This is a genomic window from Dokdonella soli (assembly GCF_039523175.1).
Taxonomy (GTDB): domain Bacteria; phylum Pseudomonadota; class Gammaproteobacteria; order Xanthomonadales; family Rhodanobacteraceae; genus Dokdonella_A; species Dokdonella_A soli.
Genome location: NZ_BAAAEU010000010.1, coordinates 154,907 through 169,363, shown reverse-complemented (window position 1 = coordinate 169,363; position 14,457 = coordinate 154,907). Strand labels below are relative to the sequence as shown.

The following is a 14,457-nucleotide window of genomic DNA, read 5'->3' as shown; positions in this document are numbered from 1 at the left end:
GGTAGCGCTGCGACCGCGGTATGCCCTGCGTTCATGGCGCAAAGGCGTGCTCATTCAGTGTTCGATCGCGACACGCGGCGCGCCGAGCCCGAGCTTCTCGATGCGCGCGGTCAGCGCATCGGCCGCGTCGACGTCGGCGAGCGGCCCCACGCGCACGCGGTGCACGGTGCGTCCGGCGACCGCGATCGACTGGATGTCGACGTGATCGAGACCTGCGCGCGCCGCGCTCGCAGCCGCACGCTCGGCATTGCCGCGCTCACCGAACGCGCCGAGCTGCAGATAGATACGCGGGGCACCGCCGCTGTCGGGCGCGGGCGCAGACACGGGCGCAGGCGCCTGTACGGCAACCTCACGGGCCGGCGCGGCCGCACGCGGCAGCGCCGCCGGAACCGCAGCAGTGCGCGTCGCCGGCAACGGCGCATCCGGATGCGCGGGATCGATCGCACGTACCTCGACCAGCCCGGTGCCCTTCGGCCAGACGCCGATCTTGACCGCGGCCGCATACGAGAGATCGATGATGCGGTTTTCGTGGAACGGTCCGCGGTCGTTGACGCGCACGACCACGCTCTTGCCATTGTCGAGGTTGGTCACGCGCGCGTAGCTCGGCAGCGGCAGCGTCTTGTGCGCGGCGGTGAACGCGTACATGTCATACGGCTCGAACGACGACGTCATGTAGCCGTGGAACTTGTTGCCATACCACGAGGCGATGCCGCGCTCGACATAGCCGCTTCCGTCGGACAACACACGGTAGGTCTGGCCGAGCACGCTGTAGGTTTCCTTGTTGCCATAGCGCGAGCGCGGCTCGTCCTTCGGTACCGGTTCGGGGATCTTGCTGACATCGATCGGCGGCGCGGCCGGGCCATTGTCGTCATTCTGGCTGTAGCGTTCGGACTGCGGCCGGGCAGTCTCGGCCGGCAGGCGGCCGCTGCGCGGGCCGGACGCAGACGAAGGGCCCGCGTCGCGCCGCGGCTTGTGGCCGGCGCAGGCCGCGAGCGCTATGGCCACGCCGACCAGGATCAGCACGCGCCCGCGCGTCACGGCGGTGTCGCCGCGCCCGCGGCAATCGCCTGGGCAAGCTGCCACACCGCCATCGAATACAGCGGGCTCTTGTTGTAGCGCGTGATCACCTGGAAGTTCTTGAACGTGAGCCAGTATTCGGGGCCGCGTTCGCCGTCGAGCCTGAGCAGCGTCGAGGCGACGTCGGCGTCGACGTACTCGATCGGCGCATAGCCCCAGGCCTCCATCTGCTGCACCGGATAGACGGGCTCGAAATTGGCGGGATTGAGAGCGCGCGCGTCGCTGGCCGCCTGCACGCGCACGGCGACCGGCTGATCCTTCTGCCAGCCGTGCGCGGCAAAATAGTTCGCCACACTGGCCGTGATGTCGGGCAGCGAATTCCACAGGTCGATGCGACCATCGCCGTCCTCGTCCTTCGCCCACTTCGCGATGCTGGTCGGCATGAACTGGCCCCAGCCCATCGCGCCGGCGTACGAGCCCCTGAGTTCATCGATCGGGTAGGCGAGCTGCTGGTCGCCGAGCAGGAACAATTGCTTCAGCTCGCCGCGGAAGAATGTGGCGCGCGGCGGGTAGTGGAACGCGAGCGTGGCCAGCGCGTCGAGCACGCGGTACTTGCCGGTGATGCGCCCGTAGCCGGTCTCCACACCGATGATCGCGACGACGACCTGCGGCGGCACGCTGTACTCGTTGCCGATGCGATCGAGCAGCACGCGGTTCGCGCGATAGAACGCGATGCCGTCATCGATGCGCTTGTCGGTCAGGAAGATCGGCCGGTACTCGCTCCACGGCTTGGTCGCCTCGGCCGGGCGCGCGATCGCATCGAGGATGCTCTGCTGCATCTTCGCACCCGCCAGTGTGGCGAGCACACTCGATTCGGACGGTCCGCCGGCCTTCGCGACCTCGGCCGCGAATGCGCGCTCCACCGTTTCTACCGTTTCGACACCAGCACTTTGTGCGGAAGCGAAGACACTCTCCGCACCCAGGGCGCAGACCGACGCGAGGACAAGATGAGCGCACGCGGCGCGAACGGCTTCCAACATGCGGGTAATGTAGCATCTCGAACGCCGGAGACGCTGGAGGGTGAGCGATGCCGGATCAGGAAGATCAGTCGCTTCGTGGACCTCCGTGATCCGCGGCGATGCCGAACCGCGCCTCGCCGGCGTATCTCTCAACTCGCGACCATCTTGCGATGCGCGTGGATCGACATCAGCACGCCGAAACCGGCGAGCAGCGAGACCGCCGAGGTGCCGCCGTAGCTCACCAGCGGCAACGGCACGCCGACCACGGGCAGCATGCCGGTGATCATGCCGCCGTTGACCATCACGTAGACAAACAGCGCCATGCTGATCGCGCCGGCGAGCAGGCGCGCATAGGTGTCCTTCGCCTCGGCCGCAATCCACAGGCAGCGCGCGATGATGAACACGTACAGCGCGAGCAACAGCAGTACGCCGACCAGGCCCCATTCCTCGGCGAACACCGAGAAGATGAAATCGGTGGTGTGTTCGGGCAGGAATTCGAGGCGCGACTGCGTGCCGTGATGCCAACCCTTGCCCCATAGGCCACCCGAGCCGACCGCGATCTTCGACTGGATGATGTGCCAGCCGTTGCCGAGCGGATCGGCCTCGGGGTCGAGCAGGGTCAGCACGCGATTGCGCTGGTAGTCGTGCAGGAAGTGCCAGGCCACCGGCACCACACCCGCGAACGCGCCGAGCAGCACACCGATGCGCCACCAGGCCAAGCCGGAGAGGAACACGCCGAACGCGCCGCTGGCGGCGATCAGCAGTGCGGTGCCGAGATCGGGCTGCTTGGCGACCAGTGCGGCCGGAATCGCGATCAGACCGCCGACCACGCCGAGCGTGGTCCAGCCCGGCGGCAGCGGTCGCCCGTTGAGATACCAGGCGACCATCATCGGCATGGTCAGCTTGAGCAGTTCGGACGGCTGGAAGCGCACGATGCGCAGGTCCAGCCAGCGGTTCGCACCGCGGCCCTCGCCGAGCACGACGACGACGACCAGCAGCACCACGCTGCCCGCGTACAGCCACGGCGTCCAGTTGCGCAGGGTCAGTGGCGGGATGCGCGCGATCGCGGCCATCAGCACGAGTCCGAGCACGAAGCGCAGCGCCTGCGAGATCACCTGACCGCGATCGAGGTCGCTGGCGCTGTACAGCGTCATCAGGCCGACGCCCATCAGCAGCAGCAAGGCTCCCAGCAGGGGCAGGTCGACGCGCGGCTTGCGCCACATCGAGCCCAGGCGGTGACGCCATTCGAGGATCAGTTCGTCGATCATCGCGCCGGCTCCGGTGACGCGGCGGCGATCTTGGTGCGCGTGTCGCGGCCCTGCTGTTCCTGGTCGCCCGGCAGCCACGCGTCGAGGATCTTGCGCGCGATCGGTGCCGCGTCGTGCGCGCCGCTGCGGCCGGCCTCGAGCGCGACGATCACTGCGATGCGCGCATCGTCGGCGGGCGCGAACGCCTCGAACAGCACCTGGTGGCGTTCGATCGGGCTGGCGCTGATGCTGGTCCACTCCTCGGTCGTGCGCGAATAGCGCTCGGCAGTGCCGGTCTTGCCGGCAATCGCGTACGGAAATCCGTCGTTGAGCCCGCGCGCGGTGCCGCTCTTGACCACCTCGATCATGCCCTGCTGCACGGCCAGCCAGTTGTCCGGCCGCTTGATCACGTTCGCTGGCGCGGCCACGCGCGGCGCCGGTTCGGGTCGGCCGTCGAGGCCGCTCTGCACCGCGCGCAGCAGGTGCGGCGTGTGCGGCTGGCCGCGGTCGGCCAATGTCGCGACCGCGTTCGCGAGCTGCAACGGCGTGACCACCCAGTAGCCCTGGCCGATGCCGGCGATCACGGTTTCGCCCGGATACCAGGCCTGGTTGAAGCGCCCGCGCTTCCAGTCACGCGAGGGCAGCACGCCCTTGCCTTCGCCGACCAGGTCGATGCCGGTCGGCCTGCCGAACCCGAAGCGATCCATGAAATCGCTGAAGCGATCGATGCCCATGTCGAGCGCCAGCGAATAAAAGTACGTGTTCACCGATTTCGCGATCGCCTGGACCAGGTCGACCCGGCCCTGGCCGCCGCGCACGTCGTCGCGGTAGGCACGCGACTGGCCCGGGATGAAGAATTCGCCGGTCGACAGCACGGTATCGCTCGGCCGGCGCAGGCCGAGCTCGAGGCCGCCAAGTCCGACGAACGGCTTCATCGTCGAGCCGGGCGCGTAGCCGCCGCGGATGACCCGGTTCAGCAGCGGCTTGTCCGGCGCGTTGAGCAGGGCCGCGTAGTCCACGCCGGCGATGCCGTTCACGAACGGATTCGGATCGAAGCTCGGCACGCTGACCATCGCCAGCACCTCGCCGTTGCGTGGATCGATCACGACCGCGGCCCCCGCGCGACCCTCGAAGGTGGCCTCGGTGACTTCCTGCAGGTGCGAGTCGATGGTCAGGTACAGGTTCTGGCCGGGCTTCGGCGCGACGCGATCGAGCACGCGCAACGGACGATGATCGGCATTGACCTCGACCTGCTCGTAGCCGGGTTCACCGTGCAGGCGATCCTCGTAGTAGCGCTCAACGCCGGTCTTGCCGATGTGCGTGGTGCCGGCGTAGTCGCCCCTGTCGAGCTTGGCGAGGTCGTCCTCGTCGATGCGCCCGACGTAGCCGACGGTGTGCGCGAACTCCGCGCCGAGCGGATACGAGCGAGTCAGGTACGGCACGACCTCGACGCCCGGGAAGGCCCAGCGGTTGATCGAGAACTTCGCGATCTCCTCCTCGGACAGCTTCATGCGCAGCGGCACGCTCTGGTACGAACGCTTGCTCTTGCGCAGCGCGTTGAAGCGCGCGATGTCGTCGTCGCTGATCGGCACGATCCCGCCGAGCCTGGCGAGCAGGCCCGGCATGTCACGCACGTGTTCCGGCGTGACTTCGAGCCGGAATGCCGCGACGTTCTCGGCGAGCAACACGCCGTTGCGGTCGTAGATCAGGCCGCGCGCCGGCGCCAGTGGGCGGGTCAGCACGCGGTTCGCCTCCGAGCGCGCGCTGAATTCGTCGTGCTGGCGGACCTGCAACACGCTGAAGCGCACGCCGAGCACGATCAGGCAGGCGACGATGATCAGGAAGCCGGCCAGCGCGCGGCGCCGGAACAGCGCGGCCTCGTGGCGCGCCTCCTTCAACGGCTTGAATGCGCGGGGCATCTCCGGACCCGCTATTCGCTCGCGCGCAGGCGTGCGCGCAGATCGTCGAACAGCAGATACACGAACGGCCACGCCAGCATTCCGGTCAGCGGCGCCAGCCAGAACGTCGCTGGCGGCATCGCCTCACCGGAGAACCCGCGTACCATCAGCATCACGATGCGATCGTTGAGCAGCAACGCGAGCACGGCCAGCGTCTGCTGTCCCATCGGGAAGAAGCGCAGGCGTGCGCGGAAGCGCAGCACGATGAACGCGAGCACGACCAGGCGCAGCGCCTGCTCACCGAGCAGTTCGCCGGTCATCACGTCACCGGCCATGCCGAACAGGAACGCGAAGCCGAGGCCGACGCGCTCGGGCATCTCGATCGCCCAGTAGATCAGCACCAGGCCGATCCAGTACGGCTTGAGCGGCGCCAGGGCCAGCGGCAGCGGCATCAACTGCAGCAGCAACGCCAGCGCAAAGCTGCCGGCGAACAGCCAACCCTGAACGCGTGCGCGGTTCATGGCGAAGTCGCCGCGGCGGCGGCTGGCGGCGCATCCGGCGCCGGGCCGGCGAGTTCGGCCGGCGGCCCCATCTCGCCCTGCAGCGCAGGCGGCCCGTAGGGCTGCGGCTGGTCACGCAGCAGCAGCACCTCGCCGCTGCGGTCCAGCGCGGCGGACGGCCGCGCGGTCGCGGCCGCGAACATGCCGCTCTTGTCGTTGCTGACCGACCCGATCTCGCCGACCGGAAAACCCGCCGGGAAGCGCCCGCCAAGCCCCGAAGTGAGCAGCTTGTCGCCAGGTTTCACGTCCGCGCTGATCGGAATGTTCGGCAGTTCGAGGCGGTCGATGGCACCGCTGCCGTAGGCGATCGTGCGCAGGCCGGTGCGTTCGATGACGACCGGGATCGCATGGGTCGGATCGGTGATCAGCATCGCGACCGCGGTGTTCGGCAGTACCTCGATGATCTGGCCCATGACGCCATGCGCATCGATCACCGGCTGGCCGATCGCGATGCCCTGGTTGGTGCCGACGTCGAGCACGATGCGGTGGCGGAACGGGTCGAGATCGACATCGACGAGCCGTGCGAATTGCACGGAGAGACCAAGGTTCTTCTGCGCATCCAGCAGGCCCTTGAGCCGCGCGTTCTGCGCGACCAGGGTGTCCAGGCGGTTCAGGCGCGCCTGCGCGAGCAAAAGCTGTTCGCGCAGTTCGCGGTTCTCGCCGGCGAGGCGGTCCTGGGTCGCGACCGCGGTGCGCGTGGCGCGCGCGACATCGGCCGGGAACGCGGCCAGACGATAGGCCGGCTCGACCAGCGCGCTGGCCGTGCGACGCAGCACCTCGAGGTAGTGGCCACGATGGTCGAGCACCATCAGCGCAACGCTGAAAGCGAGATAGACGATCAGGCGCAGCGTGCTGACCGAGCCCTCGGCGAACAGCGTGGCGTTGTCGGTGCGCATGGGGCGGTGATTCGTGATCGGTGATTGGTGATTCGGAAAAGCGAACGAACCTTACGCGTCAGACCTCTCTCACCCAGGTTTCGCGCCCGCTTCCCTCCAATCACGAATCACGAATCACCCATCACTGCTTTTCATTCCGGTGCGAAGAAATCGCTGCCGTGCTGGTCGATCAGCTCGAGGGCCCGGCCGCCGCCGCGCGCGACGCAGGTCAGCGGATCGTCGGCGACGTGCACATGCAGGCCGGTCTCTTCCGAGATCAGGCGGTCGATGTCGCGCAGCAGTGCGCCGCCGCCGGTCAGCACGATGCCGCGCTCGGCGACGTCCGAGCACAGCTCCGGCGGAGTCTGCTCGAGCGCGCTGCGCACCGAACTGACGATGCCGGACAGCGGCTCGTGCAGCGCTTCGAGGATCTCGTTCGAGTTCACCGAGAACATGCGCGGCACGCCCTCGGCAAGGTTGCGCCCGGACACCTCGATCTCGCGCACCTCGGACTGCGGGAAGGCGCAGCCGATCTCCATCTTGATCTTCTCGGCGGTCGATTCGCCGATCAGGGTGCCGTGGTTGCGGCGCACGTAGTTGATGATCGCCTCGTCGAAGCGGTCACCGCCGATGCGCACCGACTGCGAATAGACGATGCCGTTCAGCGAGATCACCGCGACCTCGGAGGTGCCGCCACCGATGTCGAGCACCATCGAGCCACGCGCCTCGTGCACCGGGATGCCGGCGCCGATCGCCGCAGCCATCGGTTCCTCGATCAGGTAGACGTCGCGTGCGCCGGCCGACTCGGCCGATTCCTTGATCGCGCGGCGCTCGACCTGGGTCGAGCCGCACGGCACGCAGACCAGCACGCGCGGGCTGGGCCGGAACATGCGCGCGCGGTGCACTTTCTTGATGAACTGCTTGAGCATCTCCTCGGTCATCGTGAAGTCGGCGATGACGCCGTCCTTCATCGGCCGGATCGTGACGATCGCGGCCGGCGTACGACCGAGCATGCGCTTGGCATCGCCGCCGACCGCCGCGACCGAACGCGGGCCGCCCGGGCCGCGGTCCTGTCGGATCGCGACCACCGAGGGTTCGTTGAGGACGATGCCCTGGCCACGCACGTAGATCAGCGTGTTGGCGGTGCCGAGATCGATCGAGAGATCGTTGGAAAAGAGTCCGCGGAGACCTTTGAACATGAGTGCGGCGCGCGCCTTGCGTAAAGTGCGAGAAAAGCGCGCGAGTGTAGACAGCAATGCGCGGGCGGGCAAGGACGGGAAGGTTAAAAAACCCTTGTCCGGCGCAGGTTTCCGCGCGTCCCGGACCCGCGAGGAACGTGGCGCAGTCGACATTTCCGGCCGCCCCGACACGGCGAGGCCGCAGCCGGCGAGGATTCCGGTTCGGTGCGCGGCTCGGGTAAGCTTCGCCGGTTTGCGCGGCGATTCGCCCGTGCACCGCCGCGCCTCTTCCGGAAATCCTTCGATGTCAGCACTGATCTGCGGTTCGCTTGCCTACGACACCATCATGGTGTTCCAGGACCAGTTCAAGAAGCACATCCTGCCCGATCAGGTGCATATCCTGAACGTGTCGTTCCTGGTGCCGCGCATGCGCCGCGAGTTCGGCGGCTGCGCCGGCAACATCGCCTACAACCTCAAGCTGCTCGGCGATGACCCGATCCCGATGGCCACGGTCGGCCAGGACTTCGCACCGTACCGCGAACACCTGATCAAGTGCGGCATCCGCCTCGATCAGGTCCGCGAGTTCGCCGACCAGTTCACGCCGCAGTGCTTCATCACCACCGACCTCGACAACAACCAGATCACCGCGTTCCATCCCGGCGCGATGTCGAGCTCGCACGAGAACCATGTGCGCGACGTGCCCGGCGTAACGTTCGGCATCGTCGCCCCGGACGGTCGCGAGGCCATGCTGCAGCACGTCAACGAGTTCGCCGCGCGCGGCGTGCCCTTCATCTTCGATCCGGGTCAGGCGATGCCGCTGTTCAGCGGCGACGAGTTCCGCACGATGATCAGCAAGTCGACTTACGTGATCGTCAACGACTACGAATCGCAGCTGCTGCAGGCGCGCACCGGCTGGAGCGCCAGCGAGATCACGCAGCGCACCCAGGCCTACATCGTGACGCACGGCCCGCGCGGCTCGGTGATCCACACACGCGACGGCACCACGCACGAGATCCCGCCCGCGCGCGAGCGCCAGATCGTCGACCCGACCGGCTGCGGCGACGCCTATCGCGCCGGCCTGATCTTCGCGCTGATGCGCGGCATGGACTGGCCAACCGTCGGCCGCGCCGCCTCGCTGATGGGCGCGCTGAAGGTCGAGCATCCGGGCACGCAGAACCAGCGCTTCGACTACGCGCAGTTCGCCACGGAGTTCAAGGAACAGTTCGGCTACGCGCTGGGCTGAACCCCCCACCGTTCGTCCTGAGGTATCGAAGGACGAACCGATTTCCCTAGGACCGCCATGAACCGCTCTTTCCGCTCGCCCTGTCTCGTACTCCTGGCCCTCGTCCTGACGGTGTCGATCCAAGCTTGCGCAGCCAAGGGTCCCTCCGTCGAGCTCAAGGGCCAGACTTATTCGATCGAGATCGCCGACAACGATGCGTCGCGCGAGCACGGCCTGATGGATCGCACCGAGATGGCCGCGGACCACGGCATGCTGTTCGTGTTCCAGGACGACACGCCACGTGCGTTCTGGATGAAGAACACGAAGATCCCGCTCGACATGCTGTTCTTCGATGCGGACCGCCGCCTGGTCAGCGTGCAGCACAACGTGCCGCCGTGTACGGCCGATCCCTGCCCCGCGTACTCGAGCGGTGCGCCGGCGCGCTATGTGCTCGAGCTCAACGGTGGCCAGGCGAGCAAGCTGGGCCTGGCTCCGGGCGACGAGATGCAGATCCATCGCTGAGCGATCCGAACTGCAGCCAGCCGTCTTCATCCAGGACGAACCCTTCGCGCAGGCCATGCACGCAGGGGAGGCCGCAGCGATACGGCACCAGCGGCTCCACCTCATGATCGACGCTGGCGTCCTCGATCGGCACGAAAATGCGCATGGAAAAACTCCGCGTTGTTTGACTGCGTGCAGTCAAGCAACGCGGCGTGCCGGCATCGCGGCGCGCTCGTGACGCGGACAAGACAGGGGGTGGCGTCGCGCGGGCAGATCGTGCCGGCGTGCTTCAGATCTCGACCATCTCGAAATCGGACTTGGTCACGCCGCAATCCGGGCAGGTCCAGGTTTCGGGCACATCGTCCCAGCGCGTGCCCGGTTCGATGCCGTCCGCCGGCCAGCCTTCGGCCTCGTTGTAGATGAAGCCGCAGACCACGCACATGAAGGTGCGAAATGGCGCGTCGATAGGCGCGGTGGCGGTTGACTCGGACATCGGGGAACGCATCGGTGAACGGAAGATTTGTATTCTCTCAGCTTGCATCAGCGCGCGAAAGCGCATGGCCAGCCGACCTGACACCATGAACGATCCTGCAAGCTTCACCTTGCGCGGCCTGTACGCGATCACCGACGGCCCACGCGCCGACCTGCTCGAGGTCTGCGCGGCCGCGCTCGACGGCGGCGCGGCGATGATGCAGTACCGTGACAAGACCGCCGATCACGCGCGTCGCTTGCAGGAAGTGCATGCATTGCAGGCGCTGTGCGCACGCCATCGCGTGCCGCTGATCGTCAACGACGACGTCGAGCTGGCCGCGGCCATCGGCGCCGCCGGCGTGCACCTCGGCGAAGACGACGCGGCGTTCGAGACCGCGCGCGCGCGGCTTGGCGCGGACGCGATCATCGGCGTGTCCTGCTACGACTCGCTGGAGCGGGCGCGACGCTTTGCCGCGGCCGGCGCCGACTATCTCGCGTTCGGCGCGTTCTTCGATTCATCGACCAAACCGCTGGCACGGCACGCGACGACGCAGTTGCTGCACGACGCGAAAGCGCTCCGCCTGCCGCTGGTGGCGATCGGCGGCATCACGACCGACAATGCGCGCTCCCTGATCGACGCCGGCGCCGATGCCGTCGCGGTGATCTCGGCGCTGTTCGGCGCGCGCGATGTACGCGCCGCCGCGCGCCGCTTCGCCGAGCTGTTCGAGTCGCCACGTTCGTAACACAATATCGCTCCAGTCCTCTTCTCTCGTCGTCCCGGCGAACGCCGGGACCCAGTGCCTTGTCCGTGTGCGATAGAGACGCTGGGTCCCGGCGTACGCCGGGACGACGACCCAAGGAGCGCCATGACCACCAACCACGAACTCTTCCAGCGCGCCCTCGCGCGCATTCCCGGCGGTGTGAACTCGCCGGTGCGCGCGTTCAAGTCGGTCGGCGGCGAGCCGTTCTTCACCGCGCGCGCCGACGGCGCCTGTCTCTGGGACGTCGAAGGCACGCGCTACATCGACTACGTCGGCTCATGGGGTCCGATGGTGGTCGGCCACAACCATCCGCACGTGCGCGAAGCGGTCGCGCGTGCGATCCAGGATGGCCTCTCGTTTGGCACGCCCTGCCCGGCCGAAGTCACGATGGCTGAGACGATCGCGAAGCTGGTGCCGTCGGTCGAGGTCGTGCGCATGGTCAACTCGGGCACCGAGGCGACGATGTCGGCGATCCGTCTCGCGCGCGGTTTCACCGGCCGCACGCGCATCGTGAAGTTCGAGGGTTGCTACCACGGCCATGGCGATGCGTTCCTGGTCAAGGCCGGCTCCGGTGCGCTGACGCTCGGCGTGCCGACGTCGCCCGGCGTGCCGAAGGCGCTGGCGGATCTCACGCTCACCCTGCCCTACAACGATCTCGCTGCGGCACGAAAACTCTTCAGCGAGGTCGGTGACGAGATCGCCGCGCTGATCATCGAGCCGGTCGCGGGCAACATGAATTGCATCTTGCCGCGCGACGGCTATCTCGCGGGCTTGCGCGAGCTGTGCACGCAGCACGGCGCGCTGCTGATCTTCGACGAAGTGATGACCGGCTTCCGCGTCGCGCTCGGCGGCGCCCAGGCGTTGTACGGCGTCAAGCCGGACCTGAGCACCTTCGGCAAGATCATCGGTGGCGGCATGCCGGTCGGCGCCTACGGCGGCCGTCGCGACATCATGCAAATGGTAGCGCCCGCCGGCCCGGTTTACCAGGCCGGCACGCTCAGCGGCAATCCGGTCGCGATGGCAGCAGGTCTGGCAATGCTCGAGCTGATCCAAACGCCGAATTTCTACGACGAACTCGACCGCCGCACGCGCCTCCTCACCGACACCTTGAGCGCCGCGGCGCTCGAAGCCGGCGTGCCGTTCAGCGTGAATCGCGTCTGCGGCATGTTCGGCCTGTTCTTCACCGCGCAGAACGTCGAAACCTATGCGCAGGCGACCGCCTGCGACGTCGCGATGTTCAACCGTTTCTTCCACGGCATGTTGAAGCGCGGCGTCTACCTCGCGCCGTCCGCGTTCGAGGCGGGCTTCGTGTCGATCGCGCATACGGACCAAGTCATCGCGGATACGCTCGCGGCGGCGCGCGCAGCGTTCGCCGAAGCCGCCCAAAGGTCGGCCTGAGACCACGGCTTCACGCGCTTTACACATAGATCGATTTACTATCTCCGGAAGATCGTCAGGATGGCGCCTGCCGTCATGCGACGGCATGCGAGGAGTCTTCCGATGAAAACGACAACGATGGCCTGCGCGATTGCGCTGGGCCTTGCGATGACCGTCGCGGCGAGCGGGACGCTGTACGCGGCCGACCAGCCGCAGACCGCGCCACCGGCCACCGCCCCTGCCGCTGCCGCAACGGCCGCACCGAAACTGCACGTCGCGTTGCGCGAACTCTGGCAGGGCCATATCCAGCACACGCGCGCCTATGCGATGGCGGTCAGGGCCGGCAATGCGACCGCGGCGAAGAAGGCCGCTGACGATGTGGTCGCCAACGCCAAGCAGATCGCCGATGCGGTCGGCAGGTTCTACGGCGCGGATGCCGGCGCCGCCATGTTGAAGTTGCTCGCCGGCCATTGGGGCGGCGTCAAGGCGATGACCGACGCGGACCACGCAGGCGACAAGGCGGCCAGCGCGAAGGCCATGCAGGATCTCACCGCGAACGCGGACGCAATCGCGAAATTCCTTTCCGGCGCGAATCCGAATCTGCCCGAAGCCGCGGTGCGCGGCCTGGTGATGACCCACGTCGGCCATCATTCCGCGCAGATCGGCGAGATCATGAAGGGCGACATGCAGGCCGAGGCCACGACCTGGAAGGCGATGCAGGCACACATGAACACGTTCGCCGACGCACTCGCCGACGGCATCGCCAAGCAGTTCCCCGCGAAGGCGACATGAACCCGGCGAGCGCCCTGCGCCAACTCGGATCCACCCAGCAGAAACTGCTGAGGAGGTTGCTGAGCGCGCCGCAGGGCGCAAGCGTCGAGTCGCTGTGCGAGGCGCTCGGCGTGACCCACAACGCGGTCAGGCAGCACCTGACCGCGCTGATCGCCGCGGGCTTCGTCGAGCGCGGCACGGCGCGCCCGACCGGCGGCCGGCCGCAGACCCGCTACGTGCTGCTGTCGGCCGGTCGCGAGCTGTTTCCGCGCAACTACGGCCTGATCGCGACCGGGATCCTCGAACATCTGTATGCGAGCGCCGGCAAGGCAGGTGTCCAGGCGCTGCTCGTCGCGATGGGCCGCGAGCTCGGTGCCGCCGCCGCGGAGCGCATCGACACGGCCGATCCCGCCGAGGTGGCGACCGCGTTGGCGGAACAGCTCGACGCACTCGGCTACGAGGCACAGGCCGTGCGTCGCGACGGGGAAACCCAGATCGAAGCCTACAACTGCGTGTTCCATGCGCTGGCCAAGGCGCATCCGGATGTGTGCCGCTTCGACCTCGCGTTCATGGAGGCCGCGACCGGCCGCCCGATCCAGCACATGGAATGCCTGCTGCGCGGCGGGCATGCCTGCCGGTTCCGCATCGGCACGGCCGCAGCCAGCAAACCGTAGTCAACAGGGCACGGCCCCATCCATGTTTCATGCGCCTTGCACAGGGATGGATTTACCACCCCCGGAAGGCAATCAGGATGGCCCCATCGAAAGCGGAGCGTTGATCGGCATTGCCCTTACGGCGTCAGCGGACAGGTCGTCACGCCCACTGTAGGCGCCAACGCTGTGCTGACCGCCTGCGCTGCCGCGTTCTGCGCCTGTGGGATGGCGTTGGTTATGGCCTGAACCACGAACCCGTCCAGCAGGCCGCAAGTGGTGCCGCCGAGCGTGTAGCTGTTGATCGTCACGGCGACCTGGGCAAGCGCGTCGGAATACACGCCGGGGCCGTCCACCAGCATGGTGTAGTCGGGTTTGTACGTCAGCGCGATCGCACTCAGTATCTTGTTGCATGCGCCGTTGCCAAACGTGCTGCTGGCGTAGCTGACCGGCAGAGTGATGCTGTCGGCGGTGCCCGGAGCGGAGAACACGCCGGTCGGGAAATCGCCGCTGAATGCCTGCGCATGCAGCACGATCGGACAACCGATTGCCCCGCCATCGCAGGCAGGCGTTCCGCATACGCTGTAGGTGACGCCGCTCGTCGTGCCCGACTGCTGCGGAACGCAGCCGTGCAGGCCCTCGATGCGGGTGCGCATGCTGTCGAGAAACTGCGTCGTGCTGGAGGACGGCGTCCAGCACGTCTCGAAGCCTTGGTGAAACATCAGGTCCGCGTGCGCTTGCGCGGCGCCGAACAGCAACGAGGAAAGCAGCATTGCGCGCGCCAGCTGGCGCGGCACCCTCGGATCACGGATGACGGATCGCATTCGGACAGTCCCTTCTCGGATGAGTTGACGAGGCGTGCTCACGCAAGCTCATACGTCCGACGAGGCGTGCTCACGCAAGCTCATGC

15 protein-coding genes are annotated in these 14,457 nt (G+C 67.5%); 6 read left to right on the top strand and 9 right to left on the bottom strand.

Features of this window, described 5'->3' with window-relative positions; genetic code table 11:
- Positions 1 to 54 precede the first annotated feature (54 nt).
- From ABD002_RS11415 to ABD002_RS11385, 7 genes are all read right to left on the bottom strand, one after another.
- The gene (locus ABD002_RS11415; protein ID WP_343791152.1) at positions 55 to 1,038 is read right to left on the bottom strand and encodes a septal ring lytic transglycosylase RlpA family protein; all 984 of its coding nucleotides are present in this window, start codon (positions 1,036 to 1,038) and stop codon (positions 55 to 57) included.
- A complete protein-coding gene (gene mltB / locus ABD002_RS11410) occupies positions 1,035 to 1,940 on the bottom strand; it encodes a lytic murein transglycosylase B (RefSeq protein ID WP_343791150.1) in 906 nt (301 codons plus the stop codon). Before mltB ends, ABD002_RS11415 begins: the two co-directional genes overlap by 4 nt.
- A 245-nt stretch (positions 1,941 to 2,185) precedes the next feature.
- Complete coding sequence (gene rodA, locus ABD002_RS11405; RefSeq protein ID WP_343791147.1) at positions 2,186 to 3,304, bottom strand: rod shape-determining protein RodA; 1,119 nt, start codon at positions 3,302 to 3,304, stop codon at positions 2,186 to 2,188.
- Positions 3,301 to 5,202 carry a penicillin-binding protein 2 gene (mrdA, locus tag ABD002_RS11400; RefSeq protein ID WP_343791144.1) on the bottom strand — a complete coding sequence of 634 codons (1,902 nt, stop codon included), beginning with the start codon at positions 5,200 to 5,202 and terminating at the stop codon, positions 3,301 to 3,303. Before mrdA ends, rodA begins: the two co-directional genes overlap by 4 nt.
- 11 nt (positions 5,203 to 5,213) lie before the next feature.
- Positions 5,214 to 5,702 (bottom strand): rod shape-determining protein MreD, encoded by a 489-nt coding sequence (gene mreD / locus ABD002_RS11395; protein ID WP_343791141.1) that lies wholly within the window; start codon positions 5,700 to 5,702, stop codon positions 5,214 to 5,216.
- Positions 5,699 to 6,637, bottom strand: coding sequence for a rod shape-determining protein MreC (mreC, locus tag ABD002_RS11390; protein WP_343791138.1), 939 nt, complete (start codon positions 6,635 to 6,637; stop codon positions 5,699 to 5,701). The genes mreD and mreC overlap by 4 nt, the downstream gene beginning before the upstream one ends.
- Before the next feature lie 131 nt (positions 6,638 to 6,768).
- Positions 6,769 to 7,815 (bottom strand): rod shape-determining protein, encoded by a 1,047-nt coding sequence (locus ABD002_RS11385; RefSeq protein ID WP_343791135.1) that lies wholly within the window; start codon positions 7,813 to 7,815, stop codon positions 6,769 to 6,771.
- 283 nt (positions 7,816 to 8,098) lie between these two features.
- On the opposite strand from ABD002_RS11385, the gene ABD002_RS11380 reads away from it, so the two are divergent.
- Together ABD002_RS11380 and ABD002_RS11375 are read left to right on the top strand one after the other, a co-directional pair.
- Positions 8,099 to 9,037: a carbohydrate kinase family protein gene (locus tag ABD002_RS11380; protein WP_343791132.1), complete on the top strand. Its 939-nt coding sequence runs from the start codon at positions 8,099 to 8,101 to the stop codon at positions 9,035 to 9,037.
- Between the two features lie 57 nt (positions 9,038 to 9,094).
- Entirely contained in the window at positions 9,095 to 9,538 is a 444-nt protein-coding gene (locus tag ABD002_RS11375) for a DUF192 domain-containing protein (RefSeq protein WP_343791130.1), read from the top strand.
- Positions 9,539 to 9,806: 268 nt separating this feature from the next.
- On the opposite strand, the gene ABD002_RS11370 is transcribed toward ABD002_RS11375, so the two are convergent.
- Entirely contained in the window at positions 9,807 to 10,058 is a 252-nt protein-coding gene (locus ABD002_RS11370; RefSeq protein WP_379989066.1) for a rubredoxin, read from the bottom strand.
- 37 nt (positions 10,059 to 10,095) lie between these two features.
- Here ABD002_RS11370 and thiE point away from each other — a divergent pair, with 37 nt between their 5' ends.
- The 4 genes from thiE (at position 10,096) to ABD002_RS11350 (ending at position 13,571) form a co-directional block, all read left to right on the top strand.
- Positions 10,096 to 10,731, top strand: a complete 636-nt coding sequence (thiE, locus tag ABD002_RS11365; protein WP_343791124.1) for a thiamine phosphate synthase — start codon at positions 10,096 to 10,098, stop codon at positions 10,729 to 10,731.
- 123 nt (positions 10,732 to 10,854) lie between these two features.
- A complete protein-coding gene (gene hemL / locus ABD002_RS11360) occupies positions 10,855 to 12,147 on the top strand; it encodes a glutamate-1-semialdehyde 2,1-aminomutase (RefSeq protein WP_343791121.1) in 1,293 nt (430 codons plus the stop codon).
- Between the two features lie 102 nt (positions 12,148 to 12,249).
- The gene (locus ABD002_RS11355; protein ID WP_343791118.1) at positions 12,250 to 12,918 is read left to right on the top strand and encodes a hypothetical protein; all 669 of its coding nucleotides are present in this window, start codon (positions 12,250 to 12,252) and stop codon (positions 12,916 to 12,918) included.
- A complete protein-coding gene (locus tag ABD002_RS11350; protein WP_343791115.1) occupies positions 12,915 to 13,571 on the top strand; it encodes a helix-turn-helix transcriptional regulator in 657 nt (218 codons plus the stop codon). Before ABD002_RS11355 ends, ABD002_RS11350 begins: the two co-directional genes overlap by 4 nt.
- A 116-nt stretch (positions 13,572 to 13,687) precedes the next feature.
- On the opposite strand, the gene ABD002_RS11345 is transcribed toward ABD002_RS11350, so the two are convergent.
- Positions 13,688 to 14,371, bottom strand: a complete 684-nt coding sequence (locus tag ABD002_RS11345) for a hypothetical protein (RefSeq protein WP_343791112.1) — start codon at positions 14,369 to 14,371, stop codon at positions 13,688 to 13,690.
- Positions 14,372 to 14,457: the final 86 nt, after the last annotated feature.

Bases quoted from the DNA above. Each gene is read 5' to 3' on its own strand.
- ABD002_RS11345 (WP_343791112.1), bottom strand. From the start codon at position 14,371: ATGCGATCCGTCATCCGTGATCCGAGGGTGCCGCGCCAGCTGGCGCGC.
- rodA (WP_343791147.1), bottom strand. From the start codon at position 3,304: ATGATCGACGAACTGATCCTCGAATGGCGTCACCGCCTGGGCTCGATG.
- mrdA (WP_343791144.1), bottom strand. From the start codon at position 5,202: ATGCCCCGCGCATTCAAGCCGTTGAAGGAGGCGCGCCACGAGGCCGCG.
- ABD002_RS11355 (WP_343791118.1), top strand. From the start codon at position 12,250: ATGAAAACGACAACGATGGCCTGCGCGATTGCGCTGGGCCTTGCGATG.
- ABD002_RS11375 (WP_343791130.1), top strand. From the start codon at position 9,095: ATGAACCGCTCTTTCCGCTCGCCCTGTCTCGTACTCCTGGCCCTCGTC.
- ABD002_RS11385 (WP_343791135.1), bottom strand. From the start codon at position 7,815: ATGTTCAAAGGTCTCCGCGGACTCTTTTCCAACGATCTCTCGATCGAT.
- ABD002_RS11380 (WP_343791132.1), top strand. From the start codon at position 8,099: ATGTCAGCACTGATCTGCGGTTCGCTTGCCTACGACACCATCATGGTG.
- mreC (WP_343791138.1), bottom strand. From the start codon at position 6,637: ATGCGCACCGACAACGCCACGCTGTTCGCCGAGGGCTCGGTCAGCACG.
- hemL (WP_343791121.1), top strand. From the start codon at position 10,855: ATGACCACCAACCACGAACTCTTCCAGCGCGCCCTCGCGCGCATTCCC.
- ABD002_RS11370 (WP_379989066.1), bottom strand. From the start codon at position 10,058: ATGCAAGCTGAGAGAATACAAATCTTCCGTTCACCGATGCGTTCCCCG.
- mreD (WP_343791141.1), bottom strand. From the start codon at position 5,702: ATGAACCGCGCACGCGTTCAGGGTTGGCTGTTCGCCGGCAGCTTTGCG.
- thiE (WP_343791124.1), top strand. From the start codon at position 10,096: ATGAACGATCCTGCAAGCTTCACCTTGCGCGGCCTGTACGCGATCACC.
- ABD002_RS11350 (WP_343791115.1), top strand. From the start codon at position 12,915: ATGAACCCGGCGAGCGCCCTGCGCCAACTCGGATCCACCCAGCAGAAA.